The sequence below is a fragment of the Petrimonas mucosa genome (genome assembly GCF_900095795.1).
GTDB classification, from domain to species: domain Bacteria; phylum Bacteroidota; class Bacteroidia; order Bacteroidales; family Dysgonomonadaceae; genus Petrimonas; species Petrimonas mucosa.
Genome location: NZ_LT608328.1, coordinates 2,302,529 through 2,326,028 on the forward strand (window position 1 = coordinate 2,302,529; position 23,500 = coordinate 2,326,028).

Genomic DNA, 23,500 nt, shown 5'->3' on the forward strand with positions numbered 1-23,500 from the left:
CCTCGGCTAATGGTTGGCGATCACAAACCCCCATAGTGGACTTTCACCACCAAGTTAACTGCCATGCACGGCACAATCGAGTAGGTAGGGGGATTACTCCCCCGCCCTCTCACACCACCGTGCATGCTCTCGCACACGGCGGTTTCTTTTAATGGTTTAACCTTGCATAATTTAATGAGAGATTGTAAAGACCTACATCGTTGAACCACCGGTTGGACAAGGCTTGATGCGCTTGCGGGCATCCCGATTTACACCAAAGCCCTTTCCCCGAAAGAGCCAATATCCAACTTTGCCAAGTCTCCACACCGTGGCTTTTCAAAAATTGCTGAAGCGTAATTACACGCTTGCATTGCTTTAAGCGATAGCACCGAAGTTTTCGCCGTATCCAAGAATCTATATTCTCCAACAGGCGTTTACAGCGTGCATGCCGAAAGTAGTTAAGCCAACCGCGCATCACAGGTTCGAGTTCCACAATAATTTGTTCGAAATTCACGCCCCTATTGCGTTTGGTTAACTTCCGTACCTTTTCCTTAAAGCGTTTTACACTTTCGTTGGCTATGCTCAGACTGCCATCCCTTTGAATGGTATAGCCCAAGAATTTGGTGTGATTGACCGGACATACCCGGCTTTTCTCTTTGTTTACTAGTAATTTCAACTTGGTTTCGATAAATACGCTTATCGATGCCAGCAATCTCTCGCCTGCCCGTTGGCTGCGTACGTAGATGTTGCAATCGTCCGCGTAGCGAACAAATTTGTGTCCCCGCCTTTCCAACTCTTTGTCCAGTTCGTCTAAAACGATGTTGGACAGCAAGGGTGAAAGAGGACTGCCCTGCGGCATCCCTTCGGTACGTTGGCTTACAACCCCGTCTATCAGTATACCGCTTTGAAGGTATTTGCGTATCAGCCACAAAAGCGTTTTATCGCTGATGGTGGTTGATAGCAGATACATTAAACGGTCGTGGTTGACCACATCGAAAAACGTTTTCAAATCCATATCTACAACGATTACTCTACCCTCTGATACGTATTCGCTGCCTTTCTTTAATGCTTGGTGTGCATTGCGGTTGGGGCGAAAACCATAACTGTGGTCGGAAAATTTTCGTTCGTAAATAGGATTGAGCACCTGGGAAATCGCTTGTTGGATTATCCTGTCCGTTACCGTCGGGATACCCAATTTGCGTTTGCCGCCGTTGGGTTTCGGGATTTCGACCTGTTTTACCCCTTGCGGTTGGTAAGCGCCGTTGTAAAGTTCGCTTTGCAACGTTTCTGCATTTTGAGAATACCATTCAGCAAAATCTCCTGTCGGCATTTGGTCAATACCCGCAACGCCTTTGTTGCGTTTTACCTGTTTGTAGGCTGCCTTGATATTGTCGTGAGACAACACCAAGCTCATTAAATCGGGGGTTAAGGCTCGTTCCTGTTCGCCTGCTTCTTTTACTTGAAACGCCTTTGTTCCCGAAGCTCCACATACGGTTTCACTCGTGGGAAAAGGGCGGATAACATCCTGACGCTGCTCACTAAACAGGTCATATTGGTACGTTATCGCTTGCGGTTGCGCCATAAAAGAAATTTTGAACTAACTGCTCCTTAAATTAAAAGATTCAGACCTTCTTCGATGGTGTACACACACCGAATACTATGTCTTCTGCTGACTTCTTGAAAGGTGAAAACAACATCGCTGTTGTTCGTGCACTGTTGGTGCGCCTCTGCAAGACCTCTCGGGATAAGATACTAAACTTTCTCTGAGTTCTGCCTGATTTACTCACGTTGAGTTACGGTTGAATTTTGGGCGTTCCCAATCTATGGCTCGGTTGCCCGCTCAAATGAGCCTTATATCTGGTTTCTGTTCGTCAGAACTGCAGATTTGCTAATGGCTTCTTTCAGATTTGCGGTCGCCCGCAACACCTTTGCCAATCACTAATGTTTCCTATCAACTCGGCACATACAGGAACTTTCATCCTGTTAGCTTAATACCATGCCCGACATACCAAAAAGAGACTGCCTCCTTTTTAGAGGCAGCCTCAGCAAATATTTACCGGTTTTCATTGCCGGCGATATCGGAAAATTTATTCAGATAACAGTTCCATCAACTTTCTTCTGTGCTCTCTGAACGCAGCTATGTTGTTATCATATCTATCAAAACTATAAATCACTTTATCAATGATATCGCGGGCCGCTTCTGGATCTTTCTTTTCGAGCATCTTGAAAAGTTCATAATCCACAATGCCATCACGCATAGCTTCAAACCGGATTGAACTAAGAAGTTTATCACCTTTTGGATAAATTATCCAGGAGTCGCCTCCCGGTAAAATATTTCCTCCTTCATAATTAATTGAAGTTTGTTCATCCCAGGGATCCGTTCGCCAATGATTGAGCCCCCAATGCAAATAACCGGGTATGTTATACTTGAAGTTTAACCAATGTATATACCGGGTTTTAAGTAAAGGCAACTCAATAAACCGATTGGCGTATTCTCCCTTGGGAGACAGGCATGTATAAAACCATGCTTCCTTCCCTTCACTATTTTTATTGATGTTATTGTAAAAATAATAATCCTTGTTCATGAAATCCAGTTGAGGCACGTATATGTCCACAATATCCTCCAGATCTTTGCTATGTGTAGCTTCAATAATTTTAATCTCCGGGTAAACTTGCTTGACAAACCGTGCAATTTCCACATAACTTTGTACGTTAGAGGACGTAGGTTCGTCGGCAATATATTGTAAATAATTACCCTCCCACCCTTTTTCCTTCAGGTGTTGTTTAAGAGAAGTGAAGAAATCAACGTAAAACTGCTGAGCTCGCTCATTGGATAATGGCAGTTTTTCAAACCTATTTTCGGCGTTTCTATCCACTGAAGGCACTCTCACCACAAACTGTGAATCCCAATTACTTTCTCTTGTTCCAATGTGCCCCCCTTCTAACCTGCCAATAACCCCTTCCTGTATGAAAATTTCTACCACCTTGTCGAATCGGCTGAAATCTACTTGCCACTTTCCATTTATGAATGCAAAATCAGATAAATCCAGTGGGGAAATTCTGGCCGAGTTCTGTCTGTATTCCGCCATCATTTTTGCCAGTTTCCGGATGTACTCCCAATGTTGTGGAGAAAAAGATTCAAAATCTTCACCCCGGTTCATCCATTTAAGTTGAGCCGCATCTATTGTGAACCAATTTGTTACCCATAAACTGGTTTTATCAATTGTTACAGGATAAACCCTGACAGAATAGTCCTTTTCGATATGAAATTCTTTGTTTTCAATATTCCCGTTTATTATCACCTTACCACGATACAATCCGGGGATGGCATCCGAAGGGATGGGTATAGTGATCCAAATTGGCTGTGAATTACCAAATTTCACATCAATCTCATCCTCTTCCAATAACGGATCGGGAAAATAACCCGAAGGTGAATTGATTCTGTCCCTGGAATAATCCCAGATACTTCGCCCAACTTTAACAAAACCAACAAATCTTGCTTTCGATGCGGGGAGCAGTTTGTCTTTATTTGATGCTTGGGTAACCGTTACCCTTAAGTTGTTTATTGTATAGGGTGAGCGAACAACAAACTGTAGACTGGCATGTTCGCCTCGGACCACTTCACTAATTGCTTCTTGTGAACCCGGGAAAAAACTGCTTTCGGCAAGAATTTTCTCCATAGGGTCAACATATTCAAATTGAATCTCTTTACTGTCGCAACTAAAACCAGAGAAACAAATCACAAATAGTAAAATGATTGCATTCAAAAAAGTTCTTTTTACTGAATTAGACAGATAAGATGTGTTATTTTTCAACGTCATGTTCATCGATTTTTTAATAAATTAGACAAAACTTTATCACTCACTCCCAACCCGGGTTTTGCGTCAACTCACCGTTCAGTGATATTTGGGCAGGAGGAACCGGATATAAATAATCCCTGTCGGGTTTGAATCCGAACCCGTTTGGTAGATTTTTCTGATACGGATCAAGGTAGCCGTCTTCATTCACAAAAATATCTTTTCCAGGAATTAACAAAGGGCCTCCATCTACATAGTTATCCTCACTATCCTGAACTCCCGTCCAGAAGTCCTTGTCGAACCAGTAACCAAGAGGACGTTTGCCAACAATCAAATGATGCGCCCTCCATCTCAGCAGGTCATCAGCCCTATATCCTTCACACGCCAGTTCTACTCTTCTTTCCCTACGCACCTCGTTAATAATGGGTGAAAGTTCCGGAAATTGCCAATCAGGATCGTTCGCTATGGAGTGTAAGTTTAGAGACGGCATACCTGCCCTTGAACGAATTTTGTTTATTGTCAAATCTATATCGTTTTGTGTTATAGTCCCGAGCTCCGCTTTTGCTTCCGCATAATTTAAAAGTACCTCTGCATAGCGAAAGATAGGCATGGATGTTTCCGATGCATTTGGATCCAGTTGTCCTCTTGATTCGGTGTCAAGCCCCTTTTTCAACATGTAACCGGTAGTATTTCCTCCCTCTCCGCCCTGGTCTATATAAGGCCGGGTAAATTCATATCCGGGTACTGGAACTCCGTTTTGGGTTCTTCTGGGCTCCCCTTCTTTCCAATAAATCATTTGTCTTAATCGTGGATCCCTATTCTCCACTACCATTTCCAATGATTTATCACCCCTATATAACGGGCTTAAAGATATAGGCTTTCCGTCCTCGCACAGGTAGCTCTCTATTAGCGATTTAGTCAATCCCGTTCCGGCGCCGCTCGTTGTATATCGTTGAAGATTATGCACTGTGTTCAGCGAAATATTATAATCCCTCGAGAGTAAAACCTCACCTATACCGCTTAGGTCATCACGGTTAAACAATGAAGCATAATCAACTTCGGGATTGCCGGTGGAGTATAGTTCTATGGTATTCATGTCCATCAGCTGCTTCGCCGCAGAGGCAGCGATTTCCAGGTATTCCTGTCCATTACTACCCTTCACTCCAAAGACAGTTTCCTGATGATACTTCTCCCATGTTCCTTCATAAAGAGCCACTCGCGATTTATATAAAAGAGCGGACTCCTTATTGATGCGATTACGTGTTGATGCTGCTTTAGGAGGTAGTTTTTCTATTGCCTGGGAAAGGTCATCCAGAATGTAGTCGATAACCTCTTTACGGGGGGTACGTGCTGCAAAAAGTTCTTCTGAATCAGGGGTCAGCACTTGCGAAACATACGGAACATCCCCATACTGTCTTACTAGATTAAAGTATGCAAATGCTCTGAAGAAATATGCCTCACCCACATATGGAGCTATTTCAGACTCGGAAACACTCATCTCTTTGTATTTGTTTAACATGATATTGATGCTCCTGATTCGTGAATAATCCCAACTTCCGTTATTTGTCGTAATCGTGTTGGTTCCGGCTAAACGATTATCATAAAAGCGGCTTGCCATATTGTCACTGTTGTTATCTTCCCACAGATATCCTCCTCCCCAGCTGGGAAATTGAGGCAGCATCGTGTAAAATTGATTAACGTATAGCTGCAGGTCCGATGCAGACTTCCAATAATCGACATCTGTAATGGAGTCAAGCGGTGTTTTATTCAGGTAATCATCCAAATCACAACTTGTGAGAACCGTAAAGGAGAATACTATTAAATATATAATTTTTTTCATACTTGTAATTCTTTTGTATTTTATAAATCAACATTTAATCCAAACGAAAAAGTTCTTCTCAGGGGATAAGCTTTTCCCGATCCGTAAGCCCCAACAAATGCAGTTTCAGGATCAAATGTTTTATGCATCTTGGTTAGTGTAAATAAGTTTTCACCCGTGATAAAAAATCTGATTTTCTCAATTGGGAATTTTATCTTTTTTTCTACCGGGAGTGTATATCCAAATTGAAAACTCTTCAACCTGAAGTAAGCTGCATTTTGCAGAAAACGAGTCTGAGTCTGAATGTTTTTTGAATGTTCATTCGTACCTAAATAGGGTTTTGGATAATAAGCGTTCGGATTTTCCGAACTCCAGTAATCCAGATGTTGAACGAAAACACTGCTTTGCCATACGTCTCCTGTTATTCCGTAAAACATATTACCCGACGGTGCTGCATCACGCTTGCCAACACCCTGACAAAAAACACTTAAATCAAAATTCTTCCAGTCAAGTCCAAGATTAATACCGTAGCTAAAGCGCGGAGTTGAGTTTCCAATAATAGACAAGTCGCCATGATCGTCTAACGTATTGTTTCCGGGATTAATTTTTCCATCCTTATTTAAATCTGCGTATTCGATGTCCCCCTCACCCCACCGTGAGAAAAAATATGTTTGATCGGGGCCAGCATCAGCTTCTTCCTGGCTTTGATAGATACCCACGGTATTATATCCCCAGATCTCCCCTATCTTACGTCCTACATAATAATCAGACAGTACCCCATTGTCATTTTTATACCTGGTAATTGTTGTCTGGTTGTCTGAAAGATTAAAAGCCATGTTGTATCCCAAATCACCAATTTTATCACGCCATGCTATTTGCATTTCAAACCCTTTGGTCTGGAGGTCTGCATTATTTCTTTTTGGCGCAGATGCTCCTAAAGTTGCCGGCAAGCTTTCTGCCGGGCCAAACATATTTTTTGTCTCCCTTACGAAATAATCATAAATCAAGCTCAACCTGTTATTCAAAAAGTAAGAGTCAAATCCAATATTTGCTGTCCGTACCGTTTCCCACGTCACATCAGGTGATATTAATCCGGCTGCACTAACGTATATGGGACGAGCGCCATTAATTATCCAGTTGAGGTTTTTATTTATACCCATTGTCGGCAGGTATAAATAATTTGCAACGTCCTGGTTACCCACCTCACCCATAGAACCTCGAATCTTTAAAAAGCTGACTTTAGATGCCAGGTTATCCTCCCAAAAATCATTGTTTGAGATTACATAACCTGCCGAGAACGCGGGGAAAAACCCCCAGTTATATCCGGGTGCAAACCTGGAAGAACCATTGTATCTGCCAAGTACTTCGAATAAGAACTTATCGTTGAAATTGTAGTTTATCCGGCCAAAGTAACTTAAAGTGCTCCAATGGCCTTTATAACCCGAGAGGTGAATTTGGCCCGTGGCTGTCCTTAAGGACGGGACTGATTCTGTAACCAGGTAATCATTTCTACCTTCAACGGATGTATGGTAATAATATTCATTCTGCATACCGCCCATAAAAGTAATTTTATGCTTTGCGATATTTAAATCAAAATTAGAGTATAAATTGTTGGTGTTGTAAAAGTCACGGGAACAGTTTTCCAGATAAAAATTCGGAAAAGAAACCCCGCTCCTGCTTTTAGTTATACCATCCGCCAATGTACTGTAGACCGTTTTTTTATGGTTGGTCTGGTTATTGAAATTCTGGCGTATATTGGTTTCAAAGTTAATTTTCCAGCCTTTAAGAGGTTCAAGAATAACATTGACGCTATTCAACAATTCATTTTGATTTCTTTTGTTCCTGCCCGCTTGTGATAACAACAAGTGATAACTTTCGTAATAGTTGCCGTTTGGATCTTTTTCCGGCATATTCGACCAGGTTCTGGCAACTGAATGATGAAAGTCCCCAATGTCGGAGTAATTATGAGGTGTATCTATATCGCGCCGTGTGTATCTGTTGTTGAATTGTAACGATAGCCAATTGCTGATTTTTGAATCAATATTCGCAACGAAATTATACCGTTGGAATTTCTCATCTCCAATTCTGTAAATTCCATCTTCATTATAGAAACCACCTGAGATGAAATAGTTAGCTTTTTGACTTCCTCCGCTTACGTTGATATCATGTTTTTGCGTAAGTGCCCACGGTTTATAATAAACCTTATACCAGTTAGTGTTGCCAACAGCCTCGTAATAGCTGGTGAACTGTTCAGGGTTAGTCGGATTAACCGTCATGGCAGGATGCGTCCCGGGATGTTCGTGGTTCTCCCTGGCTTTTTGTAACGTTTCGCTTGTTATGGGAGAGGTTAACCCTGCATTGTGAAAAGCTGTATCCAATGTGTACAACCATTCATAACCTGAAGCAGGTTGAGGAAGATTAACAGGGCCATTCATTCCGAAAGTAGAATTAAGCCGGACCGATATTTTTCCTGCGGTATCCCTTCCCCTTTTCGTTTTTATGTTGAGTACTCCAAAAGCTGCCCTGGAACCAAAAATAGCTGTTGCGGTAGCATCTTTCATGACAGCAATAGATTCAACGTCATTCGGGTTTATATTTTCCAACTTAGACTCAACACCATCAATAATTACCAATGGATTGCTTCCCGACAAAGAACCATAGCCACGGATATTAATAGAGGGAACCGAGCCGGGCTCGCCTCCTTGATTGTTAATGGAGACATTTACGTTAGCCAAAACCCCTTGTAATGCAGATGTCATGTTAGAGGTTATTCGGTTTTCCAGTTCCTCTCCCCTAACCTGGGCAATGGCCCCTGTGAGGGTTTCCTTTTTCTGTACCCCATAGCCCACAACCACCACTTCATCGAGCGTCTCCGCATCCTCTTGTAACACGATATTGAGGGTTGTTCTTCCGTTAACAGCAACACTTTGTGAAGCCATACCCACGTAAGATATTTCCAAAGTAGCGTTGGAAGGGACGTTTGAAAGAATAAAAGTGCCATCGATATCCGTAACTGTGCCTACGGATGTTCCTTTCACCTGCACCGTTACACCTATCAACGGTTCTCCCGAGGTATCGGTTACCGTGCCTCTTACCGTTATGTTTTGGGCAAGCAGACATAAGGAAAATAACCACATAAAGAGAAAAAATATCTCTTTTTTTACACTTAAAAACACTTGTTTCATTCTTGAATTTTGTTTTAAATTAATTATTGATTATTAGATATTATGTATCCCGTCAAGTCTTTATACGTCATGGTAAATTACATACTGCAGGCCGATAACTTCATTTCTACAGGCAGATCAACAGCATGCGAAACCTGAACTAAACGGGTATTTCCGGGCAGAGCCGGTTGAAAGAGAAGAGAGTTTGCAGATAACTGAAACCCGGTGCGGTAACGGGCAATCGTAGTATGCGCGGGGGTATAAAAAAAGAGGCGCGGACGATTGTCAATATCCCTCACAACAGGCTCCGCAAGGGCCTTTCCAAGAGAATATAACAATGTCCACGCCCTTATTTCTAAGGGCGCTTCCATTCTTTGATCTCTTGGTTTGAATTTTGCGGATTAGTCGTGAAGATCAAAAAAGCGCTATGTAATTTGTACCGTATTTAACAGAACAAAATTACTCATTCTTTTTAATTTCTATGTTTTCATAGGCATTTTGTTTACGTTTTAGATATTTTTTGTAACTTTACTCATCTCTCATTTCAAAGATGGATATTCCCTTTGAAATCGGTTTTCTTGGCAGATAGTTATCGTTCAATAATGCAAATGAATGAAAAAACAATGAAACCCTGCGTTATATTGAAATGTTTCGCACAAGCGTATTCAAAAAACTTACAAGAGTAAAATGTATTGTACAAGGAGGTATACAAGTTGTATAACTTCTTATAAAATTATCTTCATCTTCGATTTTCTATTATCTTTGTTATAAAATTCAATTTGAGTCAGTTATGAATAATACGGAAACCAATAAAAAAAGTGTTCATCAAGGTAAAAATGCAAAGTTATTCAGGGAAACCAAGGGTATTAAACAAGAAGTAATTGCTATTGAATTGAATATTACCCAACAGGCTGTATCCCAATTGGAAAAACGTCGGGAACTTGATGATGAGACAATAGAAGCGTATGCCAGAATTGTGGGGATAGACGAATATTTTATCCGGAATATGCCTGATAATTCTCTACCAGAAGTCACTTCTAACTTCTTCGACCAAAGTTCTCAAATATTAAATTTTAATCCTTTGGATAAGTTAGTGGAACTTTATTCGGAAAAGGATGAGTTATATGAACGAATGCTTTTAGAGAAGGAAAAAGTAAATAATTACCTTGAAAAAGCCTTAGATAAATTATCTAAATAGCCCTATTCGAATAATTATTGATTTGACTGTTGGTTGAGAAAAAAACCTTCGGAAGAAGTTATTAGAGGACAGGAAATAAAAATTCCTGTTTCCTTTTTCCAACTTTTATCTCGTATAAGTACTTTATGAAAATTGTCATAGTGTGCTTTTATACTTTATTGCAGATATTAATAATTCAAGTTTCGCAAGTTGCTAACTTGCCGGTTTTAGTTCATAAAAGTTGATAAAGTGAGCCAGATTATCCGATTTATTAATGATTGCATCGTATCCCGTCGGCTATGAGCGTGTTGCAGGAATGGGTAGAAATTAGCATATCCCTCTCCGGTCCACCTCCTATGGTTTATTCTCTGCTTCAACCGGCACATTGAATCAATGGCGGTATGACAATATTGTATTCGATCGTTGATCGGGGGTATCGTGCATGTAAGGATCCGTCTTATCCAAGGATATTCTCTTTCCAATTGTGTGGGAGCAGCTCTTCCAGTTTATTCGCGTGATGATCGGGTATTCTGTTGAGGACATCAGTCATCCATCGCGTTGGATTCACGCCGGCTTCGCGACAACAGGCGAAGAAAGAATACATCATCGCGTTACGCTCGGCTCCCTCGTGGCTCCCGCAGAATAAATAGTTACGGCGTCCCAGGGCAAGTTTCCGGATTTTATTTTCAATCTCGTTATTGTCTATCTCGAATTTGCCGTCCGTCATCGTCCTTTCCAACCTGTCCCAAATTTTCAGAGTGTAGGCAACCGCGATTCCTATGGGAGATTTAGGCAGGACTTGCCCCCGCTGGTCTTCCAGCCATCGTTTCAGCTCTTCCATCACCGGTATTGATTGTTGTTCGCGCAGCCGGTGCCGTTCCTCGAATGGCATCTTTTCTTCGCGTGCCCGTTTCTCTACCCGGTAGAGTTTCGCGAACAAGTCAAGGGCTTGACGCGATCTCGATGGCGAGTTCTCCTTGGCGTGTTCAAATTTTCGCCGGCTATGGGCCATGCATGCCAAAAGTGTGATGTGCTCCGCGTCCTTATACTGGTCATACCCCGCGTACGCGTCAGTTTGGAGCGCGCCGCGGTACCCGTCAAGAAATCCGGCGGCGACATCCCCCGAGCGGGATTTTCCGTACCTGAAGCACGCCATGCCTTCCACGGGGGCATGAAACACCCACATGTACCCCTTGTGCGTGGCACCGGGCTTATCCGAGGTAAGAACAGGTATCGGGGACTCGTCCACCTGAAGGTAGTCGCGTTTCATTATTTCATGGATCAGTGTATCGTGTAACGGCTCAAGCAAGCGGCAGACGGCGGCGTACCAGCCCTTGAGCGTCGACTCGGCAACCGGTATCTTTTGCCGCTTGAATATCTCGGCCTGGCGATAGAACGGGAGGTGGTCGATGAATTTGCTCGCGCAGATATGGGAGAGAATGCCCGCCCCGGCATTTCCTTTCACGATGGGCAACGAGGGCATGGGGGCTACAGTAACGCAGCCTTCACCTTCCGTGCCCGGCACCACGTACTTGGGACGGATAATAACCCGCACGTAAACGTCGGCGGGCTTGTACTCCAGCAGCTCGGTGACAGACTCCCCTATCTTGACGGCTCCATCGGGGATAAGGTCAGGTTCAATCACCTCCTCTTCCCGTCGCAGGTGCTCGGGAAGACGGCTCCGGACAGGCTTTTCGCGTGTCTTTTCGCGTTCGTAAGTGATCGTTTCCTTGTTCGCTTCCGCTTTTGGCTGAATATCGCGAAGTGAATCCCGCGTGCCGGCAAAGAGGTCCAATTGCCCGTCATCGGTTTTTTCCGACCTGAAGCGTTCACTTCTCACACCGTAAAGCATCCGTTTTAGCTCGGAGAGTTGAAACCTCAGGTATTCGCAATCGGACTTGATGGACAGCAATTCGTTATATTCCCCGCGGGAAATAACAACCTGGTCATTCAATTCCGTATTGCTTGTTTTCATGGTGTAAAGATACAAATTATCAATGAGATGAACAAGCACGAAAGTCTTTATTCACGCGGTTTTTGGAGCAATATTGAATCTTTTCCGGCGGGTGGTTTTTTCCATGGAAATACCCTCGACCATCATGACCAAATCGCGCCAAAGAATACTGCATCCCTTGCCGGAAGAATGGACGCGGGGAAGGGAAAAGCGGCCGCTTTCCAGGCGCTTGTGGTACAGCACGAGCCCGCCCCGTTCCCAATGGAGCAGCTTGATGGTCGTCCTGGACCTGTTGACAAAGATGAACACTTCCCCGCCTAACGGGTCGCGTCCCAATTCCGATGAGACAAGCCCGCATAAACTGTCAAATCCTTTACGCAGGTCGGTGGGTGAGAGGCAGAGGTAAAAACGCTGGGATTCGTTAAGTGAGAACATCGTCCGGGAAATTAAAAAGTGAGCAGTTCCCCGAGTAGCGTGATGTCGGTTACCCCCTCGTCCACGCGAAGAGTTACCCCGCCGGGATAGGCGATCTCGAACCGGGGCATCCGCCGGGAGGACGGCTTGCCGATAACAGTTACCGGCTGCAAGAGGGATGGCTCCTTTGCAGGGGGTGTTTTTGAGGCTTCATGTTCCGGATGGACTTCAAGATACAATTTTCTCCATTTGTAAAACTGCCATTCACTCATGTTTTTGGACCGGTAAAAATCCGTGGCCCGCTGACCACTTTGAAAGTACTCTTCAATCAGGGAAAACGCTTCGTGTTGAGTAAAACGACGATTCATTTTGTTAGTGTTCATCTTTTTTTGACAAAGATCACGGTTTAATCGAAGCAATCCAATACGCCTATGACCGACGGCTTACATTGCATCGAAGATCTCTTCCTCTTCAATGGAGAAGATCCCGGTCATGATTTTCACCATTTCGAGGATAATACCCCATATCCTCTCCGTTACGGAGAGCTCCATGCCAGAGTGTTGCACATCCCTGAAGATTCCGCCAATGGTCTCATAACTGGTGAACCTTTTGGCCAGGGAAAGCAAATTGTATTGCAAGGCCGTGATCGTGGTTGCGGCAAGCTGCGCAGCAAAGTTCCGGGACTGGCACTTGCCCATACCCAGCAATCCCTTGGTTTCCTTGAAGAAGACCTCGAGGGACCAGCGCATGGCATAAATCCGATAGGCTTCCAGGAACTCCAGGGAGAGGTTGGTCGTCATTATTCCATTCCAGGACTCCTTTTTTCTCTTCACAAAATAGAGACGTACATCTGTGCCCGCAAAGCGAACGTCAGCGGTAATATACTGACAACCAAGCTTGCGGCTCCTTCTGGCTTCACCCCTGGCTTCAAGCAGATTGATCAGTGCCCGGGCGGTGAGTTCCTTCCCTTCAAAACCGTACCTGGTAACTCCCTTCTTCCCGATCTTGATCATACCCAGGTAATGGCACTTTATGTGCCGGGCACGTATGAAGCGAATCACCTCCGAGCAGGTGAACCAGCTGTCGGCAAGCAGGTAGTCAAAGCGGATGCCCTTTCTAATGGCTCGCTTTATCATGGTTATCATCAACTGGATCTTGCTCTCCCCGTACTCTTTTGCCCGCGTTACAACGGGGGACGCTTCATCTCTATCCTTGGTAAACCGCGATTCGAGCTCCTTGTCGCTCATGCTGAAGTTGTTCTTCCTGCCCTTCTCCCCGAGGATGGCGAAGTCGAGGATGAACTGGCTCTTGCCATCCGTGATGCCCAGAAAGAGAGATTTGAAACCAAGGATCGTCTTGTGTCTCAGGTGGGAATAGACCCTACCGATGTTTTCAATACGCCTTCCCGTTTTGGGAAAGTCGGTATCGTCCACCATCAGGCAAACAGTTTGATGCTTGTGGTCACTTCTCACGCGAACCTTGTTCCATATTTGAATGGTGAAGTGGTAGAGTATCTTGCGCCAATCATAAATTTCGTTGTTTACGAAACGGTAGAAAACATCCTTTTCGCAGCCAAAGAAGCCGCTTAGGGATGATCGACAATAATTGTAAGGATTCTTGATCATGAAACAGGGGAACATAATCAGCAACTCGAGCACCTGCAGCAGGGAATACTTGCTGTTGCATTTGCTCCTGCTCCCGAAGAGGACCTTCTCCGACATGTTGAAACCTTTTAGCATATCCGTCAGGGTAAAAAGGGCACTGTTTGAATCATCTTTCTTGAAAAAAACGCTGATTTCTGATAAAATGGAGTTACTTTTGTATATCGGCATAGGGCTGTTAGTATTTTTGGTTTTGACGCTTAAATATACTAATAATCTGTGAATTACAGAAGCCTCTGTGCCGTTTTTTTATGCGATTATTTTTACTGAATTTTTACTTGCGAAACTTGAATTAATAATAAAAAATGTATATCCGCAGTTATTCCTAAAGAATTTAGCGGAAAAATAGTTATAAATAAGTTCGCAAATGCTTACACAAATCACAGATATTCATTATATTTACATTCTGAACACATGTAATATTTCAAGCTATGAATATCCTGGATTTTGCTATAAATTACCCCGATGAGGAAACCTGTCGGGAAAAATTCAAACAACAAAGAGACCAAATGGGAGTTACCTGCCGTCGTTGTAATTGTAAGGAGCATTATTGGCTGGAAAACAAGCAGGCTTACGAATGCAAGCGTTGCCAAGCGCGCCAGACGCTGCGTTCGGGCACGGTCATGCAGCATTCCAACCTGCCATACCGTTACTGGTTCGTGGCCATGCACCTGCTCACGGCTACCAAGGGCTCCTTTTCCGCCGCCGAGATACAGCGACAGCTGGGGCACAAGCGTTACCAGCCCATATGGGAAATGGTCAATAAACTGCGTGACGTGATGGGCAAGCGTGACGACAAGTACACGCTCGAGGGCGCCATCGAGCTGGACGACGCCTTCTTTTCCACCGAGATATCCGTTGAAGAGAAGGAGAAACCGTTGAAACGCGGCCGTGGAAGCCAAAAAAAGACCAAGGTCCTGGTGATGGCTGAAAGCAAAACGGTTGAAAACCCCAAACCGGGTAAAAAACCCAAGAAGGCCAGATACCTGAAGATGAAAGTCATCAACGACTTGAAAGCCGATACAATTACAAAGAATGTCAAAGAGCATGTCGAAAGCACGGCGGATCTGACCACCGATGATTCAACTTCTTACACTAAATTGAAAGAACATGTCCATTCACACACGGCATCCGTTGTTCCACACGAGGAATTGCCTAACGTGCTGCCTTGGGTACACACCGCGATCAGCAATGCCAAACGACAGCTCCTGGGCGTGTATTACAAGGTAAAACCCGAGTATTTACAGTACTACCTCAATCAGTTCTGTTACAAGTTCAACAGGCGTTACTTCGGCGAGAACCAGTTTGACAGGCTGTTGATAGCCGCCGTATCGTGTGCGCCTGATTTCAAATCAAGAATTTACAATAGGAACTATTGCGGATAATCATTTAATAAAATTACCATCGATGAATACGAGATTATTTGATTTTGCTTGGTTCCCAGACTTTAACAAAAGTATTGAAGAACTGAAAAACTTAGCAATGGATGAAAATTGGGATTATTCAAAACACCCCACGGGCAAGCATCCGATTCTGGTAAATTACATTCACCATACTTTTTGTAAAATTAAAGTCGAGAACAAAATAGAGTATGAAGGTGAATTTTGCTGTTTCAATACAGGGTTAGTAACCGAGAATCAGGAAGAAATTTATGGTTATCTCCAGAATAATAAAAAACCTGGAACTACTATACCGTATTATTTTATTGGCTGGAGGAAATCAAGCAATAGAGATCTCTCTAAATTTAGTAAATTAGCAGAAATTGCCTCTTATATCAGTGATCCCTCTGATTTGATTTATGATACTAAATTGGAGTTGAGAACAAATATTGACCATATCATCCAAGACAACAAAGAACGATTTCCTGTCCCTTTTGACACAATGGATAATTATATGCTGTCAAATATACTCCATGGAACTATAGAAGACGCGAAACGGAGAGTAAGAAGGAACTATAAAACCGCAATTCCTCAATACTACAAGGGAAAATTACAACTTCTTTTGCCATTATGCCTGCAAACCAAAGCCAACGCAGACCTCGCTTTGGTTATCGAAAAAGAAAATGACATTTATCGTGCATCAACATGTTTAACGCTGGATATGGCCATTAATAATGCCAGACTCATAGCAAAACCTGACGATGAATGGTTAAAAGTTTAGTTTTTTTTGTGTTTGTTTGTTTGTTTTTAAAATAGTTATTATATTTGTACCATATTTTTATCGCAAGATATAAAGTTCTTCAAGATAGATTTACATAAGCTATTCAAACAAAGCAAGATAGATTTAAAAGAATAACTTAAAGAAACAAGATAGGCCCTCTTTTGAAGAGGGCTTTTTTTGTTGACAGTTTTTGTTTGTTATTTACGTTATATTAGCCCTCAAATAAACCGAGCAGTAAAAAATAAAAGTTATTTTTACAACTGCTATGGAAAAGAGGAAAAATTTTACATCGAAAATCAAGGCTGAAATAGTTTTATCCTTGTTGCGTGGAGAGGATCCGGAGTTGCTTAGCCGTGAATACGGAGTTACTCTGGCTGATATCAACCTTTGGCGGGATCAATTTATCGAGAGTGGTACCGACGGGTTCAAGCGTAACCCCGACGATTCGAAGCTGAGTGCAGCCGAGCGTAAGATCGGGCAACTACAGATGGAGCTTGAACTCACAAAAAAAAAGAACGAATTGGCAGCAAAACTAAGAAGGAAATAATCTCCATGCTGATAGAGGAGCATTATCCATTAACCGGGAAGCCATACCCGAAGCGTTTGATATTCAAGGTTGTTGGCTACAGCAGCAGCACCTGGTATGAAAACCCTACCCCCAAAACAGGGAAACGGGACAGAAAACCCAAGCATAGCGATGAAGAAGTTTTACAAGAGATTAAAACTGAAATTATGAAAAGTACATTCAACGCTGAAGGTTATCTGAAAGTGAAGAAGCGCATGGGTAAAAGGAAGATAAACGCTCTGGTAGCCGGCAAGGCACGTGTGAACCGCATCATGCGGGAACACAACCTGCTGAGCCCCTACAGAAGGCCAGGGAAGAGGAATAAGCGCGAACATGATGGCACTATAATCACGGATGCACCCAATGTAATGTGGGCCACTGACGGGAAGAAGTTCTGGATTGAAGGGTCAGGCTGGCATTGGTTCTTTGGTGTGATCGATCACTTTAACGATGAGATTATATCGTGGCATATTGCAAAGAAAGGCAACCGTTTTGCTGCCATTGAGCCTGTTAGGGCCGCTGTACGAAAGACTTTCGGTTCGGTAGGTAAGGATGTATGTAAAGGAATGAAGTTGCAATTAAGAAGCGACCATGGCTCGCAGTATGACTCTGCTGATTTTATGAATGAAATGAAATTCCTGGGATTGGAGATGTCCAAAGCGTTTGTACGGTCACCAGAGTGCAACGGGATAATAGAGCGGTTTCACCGCACCCTGGAAGAACAGGTGCTGCAAACAGAAACATTTTCTTCCTTTGAGGAAGCTTATAACAGTATTGATCAATTTATTAATGACTACAACACGGATTGGATACTTCATAGACTGGAATACTGTTCACCTGTAGAATACAGGGAAAAGTACGCTGAAAGCCAGCGAAAAGTAAAAGATGATATACCATCGGGCAATAAGGATCCTGAGGTTCAGCTTGTCCTCATTTCAAGTGGCTCAATGCCACGAAGAAATGAAATAGCTCTTCAGGCAATGGTAAAAGGGGCAATTACTTACAGTAACACCCCTTCTATAAATCCTTCGGTATAATATATCACCATCGGATCAGCTTGTCCGATACAAAAGTAATAAAAAAGATTAAATACAATTAATGTGCTCGGTTATTACGGGCTAATACAATTGGCAATATTGATGTTACTCTCATTGTTGAACAGTGCATATTTCTTCCTGGCAACAGCCAAGTTTGGTTTGATGCAATGGTTGGCCTTTAATGCCTGTTCCCTATCCATCATTGCATATCTGGCCTGCTTTATTTGCTTCCAAATTACAAGGAAGGATCTAGTTCTTGCAATTGCATTGCTACCACAATATTATTATGGTACAATGGGACTATTTGTAGTATCATGGGATGCAGCCAATCTGGTTCCACAGATTACCCACATAATCATTACGCTTAATGTCATCTGGATCATATTTCTATTGTTGAAAGGGTCGAAATATGAATCTTTGGGCAAAGGATTGCTCATTGGAGTACTGCTATTTGTGCCTCTGTTTGCGATAATCCAAAATTACTCGCAAGCCCACATGGCAGAGTTTATGGAACTGCTTCAAAAAGCAGGCTATTAACCGGTACGTTAATGTTATCAAACAATTTACTTATGAAAACAAATCAAACACGTAGAAAATTCTTGGCCACCGCAGTGTCGGCCGTTACCGCATCGACAGCTACGTCAGTTGCATTCGCGACCAAAAGGCCGGAACTTCCGTTAACTGTTGAAAAGCCTAACTCTTCCAACGAGAGCACCGCTGTTCAAAAGACGACAAATTACGCACGGGTTGACCCTTCTGAATTTATAATCTTTCCCTGGGGCGGAATGCCGGATTCACCTTCAAGAGGAGAATGGGGAGACATTGCAGATATCAACGCGATGATGAAAGATCTTTACGATTGCGGATTCAACACGAGTGGATTTACCGGAGTACAAAACCTCAAGTACATCAGAAACAATCGACTGGCAGGTATTATTACAGCCGGTATCGATACAGAGAAGGAGATCACGCAGAAAGAAGCGGACGAAAAGATCAGTACACTTATGGCATCAGTTTCCGACCCCGAAGACCGGAAGACTATCCATGCAATTTATGTCCGTGATGAACCCAACGCCTCACTCTTTCCAAAATTGAAAGTCTGGTCTGAAGCAATTAAAAAGATAGGTGTTTTACCTTACATCAATCTTTTTCCCGAGTGCGCCAGTTTGGAACAATTCGGGACGAATGATTACATGGAATATCTCAACAAGTATGTCGATATTTGCAATCCCCCCTACATCTCTTATGATAACTACTCACTTTTCGAAGGCGGGCGATTGGATGAAGACCGGTTTTACAGAAACTTAGAATTGATCCGACTCAGATCATTACAGGCAGACATTCCTTTCTGGAACGTGATTTTATCTAACGCTCACTTCAATTATGCCGAACCCTCGGATGCGACACTGGCCATTCAAGTCTACTCTACATTAGCCTACGGCGGAAAAGGAATTGGATATTTCACCTATTACACACCACAGGTTGGTAATTATCGACTCGCTCCCATTGACCGTTTCGGCTACCGCACAAAGACCTGGAAGATGATGCGAAACATCAACCTCCAAATACATTCTCTTGTTCCAGTGTACAAGGAGTTGAAAAGCATCAATGTATTTCATACCGGCAACATCCCGCAATATAGCCAGGGCCTCGAATCGGCAAAGCTTGTCAAATCAATCAGCGACACTCCACTATTGATCGGTGAATTTGTGGATCCCAACGGAAAACCGTATGCCATGGTAGTCAACAAAAACATGCACTCCTCAATTTCATTCGACATAGAATTCAAGGAAAAAGGACGAATCATGATTGTCAGCCAATTCTATCGGGGTCGCGTCTCATTTTCTGGCGAACAAAAATGGCTGGCACCGGGATGTGGCGTTCTACTGACCGTTGAGTAAATGGTTTAAAATCTACCAGGAGGACATCTCATGGATAATAAACTATTAATCAAATAGTTTTACAGAAATATAGTTTCAAACAATCTGATAGATGAGATCGGGAAATATGTTGCGGCGGAGTGTACTGCAAGGATTGGCTAAAATTCTGTTCTAATCGGGATAGAGGTGATGAAACAAGATGTTGTCGATGTCAGAAAAACATATCCCGATTTAAGGATCCGGATTGTTCGTCAATATGCCGATAACGATGATGTCATCTCCAAAATAATAACCGAGGGCACTCATCTTGGAGAGTGGCTGGGAATCAAAACCTCCGGGAAAAAGTTGGTGATTACCAGGGTTAACATCGACCGTCTCGTTAACGACAAGATTGTGGAACATGGGGGAGCTGCGAATACAAATGTTCTACAAAAAACAAAAAAAGCAATAATTAAAAACGTATGAATCTGAAATCAAACGCAAATAAGATCAATAGACGTGATTTTTTCAAGACAGCAGGAATAGGAGCTACGGCATTGGCCATAAAACCTGATATGCTTTTTTCACGAAATATGAAGAGAAACCGGAAGGTGAGAATTGGAATCATTGGAGGCCGGTTCGGGCTGGGATTCCAGTTCCAGAATCATCCCGATTGTATAGTGGAAGCCGTAAGTGATCTGATTCCGGAACGCAGGAACGACTTAATAAGAACATACAGGTGTTCAAAGAGTTACGAGTCGCTCGAGAAACTTGTCAAAGACCCCAAGGTTGATGCTGTCTTTATCGCTACAGGAGCACCTGATCATGCCAGACATGTAATCGCCTCATTAAAAGCGGGGAAACATGTGTTATGTGCTGTTCCGGCAGCAATGACAATAGATGAATGCCATGAAATATTAGAGACGGTAAAGAAGACAGGTCTCAAATATATGATGGCTGAAACCAGTGTATGGAGACAACGGATGATATCTGTGAAACAGTTTTACAAAGAGGATGCTTTTGGTAACTTTATAGGTTTTGCAGCACAATATAACCATCCGGGCTTAGAAACATTGTATTTTGAAAACGGGGAAAAAACATGGCGGCATGGATTGCCTCCAATGCTATATCCAACCCATTGCACAAGTTTTGTGGTTGGATTGACCAGAGAACGTCTGACCGAAGTCAGCTGTATTGGTTGGGGCGACAACGACCCTATTCTCCAGGACAACATATACAACAATCCTTTCTGGAATGAATCGGCACATTTCAAGACCAGCAATGGCTTGCCCTTTTCAGTTGAGGTGAATTGGAAAGGAGCATTAAGACCGTCAGAACGTGGAGAGTGGCATGGCGACAAAATGAGTTTCATCATGTCTCATGGCCCCATGTCAAGTACTGTCTTGGTCAAAGCTGGAGCCAAAAGGATCAAGGACGATGGAGGATTTGATGTAGCGGAAAATTCAGTCGAAGAGTATAATACGCCCAACTGGTGGAGTACCGACATGCTGCCTGAACCGTTGCGTCACGACAGTGGTCATGAAGGTTCCCATACGTTTATCACTCATGAATTTATCGATTCAATTGTGACGGACCGTACTCCTGAAGTAGATATTTATCAGGCTCTGGCAATGACTGCACCCGGTATTGTAGCCCATGCATCAGCCATGAAGGGAGGTGAACTTCTTAAAATACCCTCATTTGATAAATGATATTGACTCTACTTTTAACCGGTGAATGAACCTGGTAGTATGTTGAGGCTGCCTCCCGCAAAGAGACAGCCTCTATTTTGTCAGAATGGAGCCCCCGGAATGGAATCTATTTGATGGCCCTCACTTTATACAGGTCAACTTCGGGGATTGTTATGGTTTTGGATGGATTTACAGAGTGTATGTTGTGGGTCCACCAACTGATCTCACCCTTGGTATAGATGAGGTGACCTGTTTTTTCGTCAAAATAGATCGATTTGACATCAGGAACGTCGGCAAGGGGAGCGAAAACCTCAAAGGTCTCCTTTTTCAGATCAAACTTCCACACATTTTTGGAAGTGGATATCAGCAACTGATTTACAGAAGATGCATACAGTTCATGTCCACCCGTTTCAGGCAGAGTCCACTTCTCTTCCAGTTTCAAAGAGGGATTAGGGGTATCCCAGTCGACCAGGGAATAAGCCCTCAGCTCATCATATCCCAGTGCATAGAGCAGATCTCGTTGTGCAATCCAGATAACACCATGACCCGAGTAGAGCGAGTCGCTGAACAGCACGCTATTTGATCGGTCGGCATCATATATCTGCAGCTGGTTACCTTTTTCAGTTATCGACAATGCAACTGCAATCCGGTCACCGGGAAGATACTCCACAGAGTGTGCATTTGGTGTGATGGCATAAAAAAGGCACTCTTTGGTTTCGCGATCCACCATGATAGTCCCGCCACTGGAAGAAGAGATCAGGATCTTGGTATTGTTGTCCACCGACTTGTGATCATCCACGGTCTTCATCCGCCTGATCATGGTATCTGGCATGTTCTGGACTTCGGAAGTCTTCAGATACCAGTTGACTTTTAAATCGGTGTCGGTAGAGTTGGGAAAATCGAGGATCATCACCACATTGTCACCTCCCACAATAATTTCCTGAGGCACTGTGGATTTATTGCACGATACGGCAGAAAAGAGCAACCAGCCAAGAATAAGCTGGGCAGTAAATTTCAATCCAGTCATTGTTTTTAGTTTAGGTAATCCCGCTTGGGGGTCAAGTTTCTGTTGTTAAATGTATGTTGTAATCAAATTGGTTACCGATTATAGTGAAAAGACTCTCCCCAAGTCATGATAATCTTGTTGAAAGGAACGTCCCAACGTGAATAATCCAATGCGTAGGCTTCACGATGATCGATAGTGTGCCCCAGCTCATTCTCATGGGCAGGAATAATCAAATTTGGCGCATACCCTTTGGCGGACCGAAGAGGATCGGTAGTCCAGCAATTGGGAATTAAAACATCCACTTTATGGTGCTCTGCAACCTTGTCTATCCAGGAGAAGTCATCACCCAACGATTGATCGCCGGTATGGCAGACAGAATATCCCTCAGGAGTAATAACAAGCACAACGTTATTCAGGATGTCGGCACCCTGATGACCCGGATAGACAACCACTTCCAGATCCAGCTGCTTGTTATCCAGCCTCAATTTCTGTATTTCATGCGCTTTCCTTTCCAGGTGGGTGATGCTATCATGAGTCTCTTTACCAGCCCAGATATCGGGAGGCGTCACAACAGGTTTACCCCTGTCCAGAAACATCCTGGCCACGACCTCATCGGCATGATCCCTGTGGTAATGGCTGATAAAGAGTAGATCACAGTGATCTGAAAGCTTCTGCAAAACATCGTCGGCCAAGGCGAAGTCTTCCGAACCCGACGAGTATCCCCTCGTGACGTCGAAGGCAACGGTAATGCTTTTGGTACGCACGATGATACCCATATCGTACAGTTTCCAGATCTTCATGCCAGATGACACCTCCGTCCTTTCAATTTCATCCAGAGCAGTCACTATCTGCTGATGGTGAAAATTCTGGACGGAGCTACGGTGCGGTGCTCCTTCGTCATGGAAAACGGCATCCAGCAACACCATAGCCATTTGACGATCTTTCGGCTCATCCACCTGAGGTGGATATTTTAAAAGGATCGGCCTGACAATGTTCAACAACGAAGCCGACTGCCAGTCGAGATATTCGTCCGGCTTTCCAAAAAAATTGGCAGGCGCTTCCGGTATGATAAAAGCGGCAACATCTTCCGAAGTATCTGTTTTGTTGTTGCAAGATGTGGCAACAAGCATACATATGACCGCAAGGAGCGGAAATGAATTTTTTTTGTGTCCCATAGCAATCTATAGTTTTCTCGAGCCGAAGTTACAATTTATTCG

Annotated in this window: 19 protein-coding genes; 9 read left to right on the forward strand and 10 right to left on the reverse strand. The window is 43.4% G+C overall.

From position 1 onward, the window contains the following. Positions 1–148: 148 nt before the first annotated feature. The 4 genes from ltrA to ING2E5A_RS09335 all read right to left on the reverse strand — a co-directional run bounded on the left by ltrA (position 149) and on the right by ING2E5A_RS09335 (position 8,780). Positions 149–1,561: a group II intron reverse transcriptase/maturase gene (ltrA, locus tag ING2E5A_RS09320; protein WP_197678497.1), complete on the reverse strand. Its 1,413-nt coding sequence runs from the start codon at positions 1,559–1,561 to the stop codon at positions 149–151. 505 nt (positions 1,562–2,066) lie between these two features. Next, positions 2,067–3,746 (reverse strand): DUF4091 domain-containing protein, encoded by a 1,680-nt coding sequence (locus tag ING2E5A_RS09325; protein ID WP_161941979.1) that lies wholly within the window; start codon positions 3,744–3,746, stop codon positions 2,067–2,069. Between the two features lie 94 nt (positions 3,747–3,840). Beyond that, positions 3,841–5,616: a RagB/SusD family nutrient uptake outer membrane protein gene (locus tag ING2E5A_RS09330; RefSeq protein ID WP_071137176.1), complete on the reverse strand. Its 1,776-nt coding sequence runs from the start codon at positions 5,614–5,616 to the stop codon at positions 3,841–3,843. Positions 5,617–5,636: 20 nt separating this feature from the next. Further along, entirely contained in the window at positions 5,637–8,780 is a 3,144-nt protein-coding gene (locus tag ING2E5A_RS09335) for a SusC/RagA family TonB-linked outer membrane protein (RefSeq protein WP_083373278.1), read from the reverse strand. Positions 8,781–9,549: 769 nt separating this feature from the next. Between ING2E5A_RS09335 and ING2E5A_RS09340 the strand changes: the two genes are divergently transcribed. Next, positions 9,550–9,957, forward strand: a complete 408-nt coding sequence (locus tag ING2E5A_RS09340; protein ID WP_071137177.1) for a helix-turn-helix domain-containing protein — start codon at positions 9,550–9,552, stop codon at positions 9,955–9,957. 436 nt (positions 9,958–10,393) lie between these two features. Here ING2E5A_RS09340 and tnpC read toward each other — a convergent pair whose 3' ends face one another. From tnpC to ING2E5A_RS09360, 4 genes are read right to left on the reverse strand one after another with little or no spacing between them, the layout of a single operon-like run. Continuing rightward, positions 10,394–11,911 carry an IS66 family transposase gene (gene tnpC, locus ING2E5A_RS09345; protein ID WP_071137178.1) on the reverse strand — a complete coding sequence of 506 codons (1,518 nt, stop codon included), beginning with the start codon at positions 11,909–11,911 and terminating at the stop codon, positions 10,394–10,396. 51 nt (positions 11,912–11,962) lie between these two features. Beyond that, a complete protein-coding gene (gene tnpB / locus ING2E5A_RS09350; protein WP_071136645.1) occupies positions 11,963–12,325 on the reverse strand; it encodes an IS66 family insertion sequence element accessory protein TnpB in 363 nt (120 codons plus the stop codon). An 11-nt stretch (positions 12,326–12,336) separates the two neighbouring features. Beyond that, positions 12,337–12,687 (reverse strand): IS66 family insertion sequence element accessory protein TnpA, encoded by a 351-nt coding sequence (gene tnpA, locus ING2E5A_RS09355; protein WP_083373258.1) that lies wholly within the window; start codon positions 12,685–12,687, stop codon positions 12,337–12,339. 60 nt (positions 12,688–12,747) lie between these two features. Continuing rightward, on the reverse strand, positions 12,748–14,136 hold the full coding sequence (locus ING2E5A_RS09360; protein ID WP_083373279.1) for an IS4 family transposase: 1,389 nt from the start codon (positions 14,134–14,136) through the stop codon (positions 12,748–12,750). Between the two features lie 260 nt (positions 14,137–14,396). Between ING2E5A_RS09360 and ING2E5A_RS09365 the strand changes: the two genes are divergently transcribed. The 8 genes from ING2E5A_RS09365 (at position 14,397) to ING2E5A_RS09400 (ending at position 21,298) form a co-directional block, all read left to right on the forward strand. Beyond that, on the forward strand, positions 14,397–15,350 hold the full coding sequence (locus tag ING2E5A_RS09365; protein ID WP_071137180.1) for an IS1595 family transposase: 954 nt from the start codon (positions 14,397–14,399) through the stop codon (positions 15,348–15,350). Between the two features lie 22 nt (positions 15,351–15,372). After that, positions 15,373–16,125, forward strand: a complete 753-nt coding sequence (locus tag ING2E5A_RS09370) for a DUF3825 domain-containing protein (RefSeq protein WP_071137181.1) — start codon at positions 15,373–15,375, stop codon at positions 16,123–16,125. Between the two features lie 265 nt (positions 16,126–16,390). Next, the gene (locus ING2E5A_RS09375; RefSeq protein WP_071137182.1) at positions 16,391–16,672 is read left to right on the forward strand and encodes a hypothetical protein; all 282 of its coding nucleotides are present in this window, start codon (positions 16,391–16,393) and stop codon (positions 16,670–16,672) included. Positions 16,673–16,857: 185 nt separating this feature from the next. After that, the gene (locus tag ING2E5A_RS09380; protein WP_161941981.1) at positions 16,858–17,727 is read left to right on the forward strand and encodes an integrase core domain-containing protein; all 870 of its coding nucleotides are present in this window, start codon (positions 16,858–16,860) and stop codon (positions 17,725–17,727) included. Between the two features lie 102 nt (positions 17,728–17,829). Next, positions 17,830–18,264, forward strand: coding sequence for a hypothetical protein (locus ING2E5A_RS09385; RefSeq protein ID WP_071137184.1), 435 nt, complete (start codon positions 17,830–17,832; stop codon positions 18,262–18,264). 32 nt (positions 18,265–18,296) lie between these two features. Continuing rightward, a complete protein-coding gene (locus ING2E5A_RS09390) occupies positions 18,297–19,628 on the forward strand; it encodes a hypothetical protein (RefSeq protein ID WP_143102584.1) in 1,332 nt (443 codons plus the stop codon). A gap of 159 nt (positions 19,629–19,787) precedes the next feature. Next, a complete protein-coding gene (locus ING2E5A_RS09395; protein ID WP_276744682.1) occupies positions 19,788–20,072 on the forward strand; it encodes an ester cyclase in 285 nt (94 codons plus the stop codon). Next, the gene (locus ING2E5A_RS09400; RefSeq protein WP_071137186.1) at positions 20,069–21,298 is read left to right on the forward strand and encodes a Gfo/Idh/MocA family protein; all 1,230 of its coding nucleotides are present in this window, start codon (positions 20,069–20,071) and stop codon (positions 21,296–21,298) included. Before ING2E5A_RS09395 ends, ING2E5A_RS09400 begins: the two co-directional genes overlap by 4 nt. A 106-nt stretch (positions 21,299–21,404) precedes the next feature. On the opposite strand, the gene ING2E5A_RS09405 is transcribed toward ING2E5A_RS09400, so the two are convergent. Further along, positions 21,405–22,304, reverse strand: coding sequence for a DUF6528 family protein (locus ING2E5A_RS09405; RefSeq protein WP_071137187.1), 900 nt, complete (start codon positions 22,302–22,304; stop codon positions 21,405–21,407). 71 nt (positions 22,305–22,375) lie between these two features. Next, positions 22,376–23,458, reverse strand: coding sequence for an MBL fold metallo-hydrolase (locus tag ING2E5A_RS09410; RefSeq protein WP_071137188.1), 1,083 nt, complete (start codon positions 23,456–23,458; stop codon positions 22,376–22,378). Positions 23,459–23,500 lie beyond the last annotated feature (42 nt).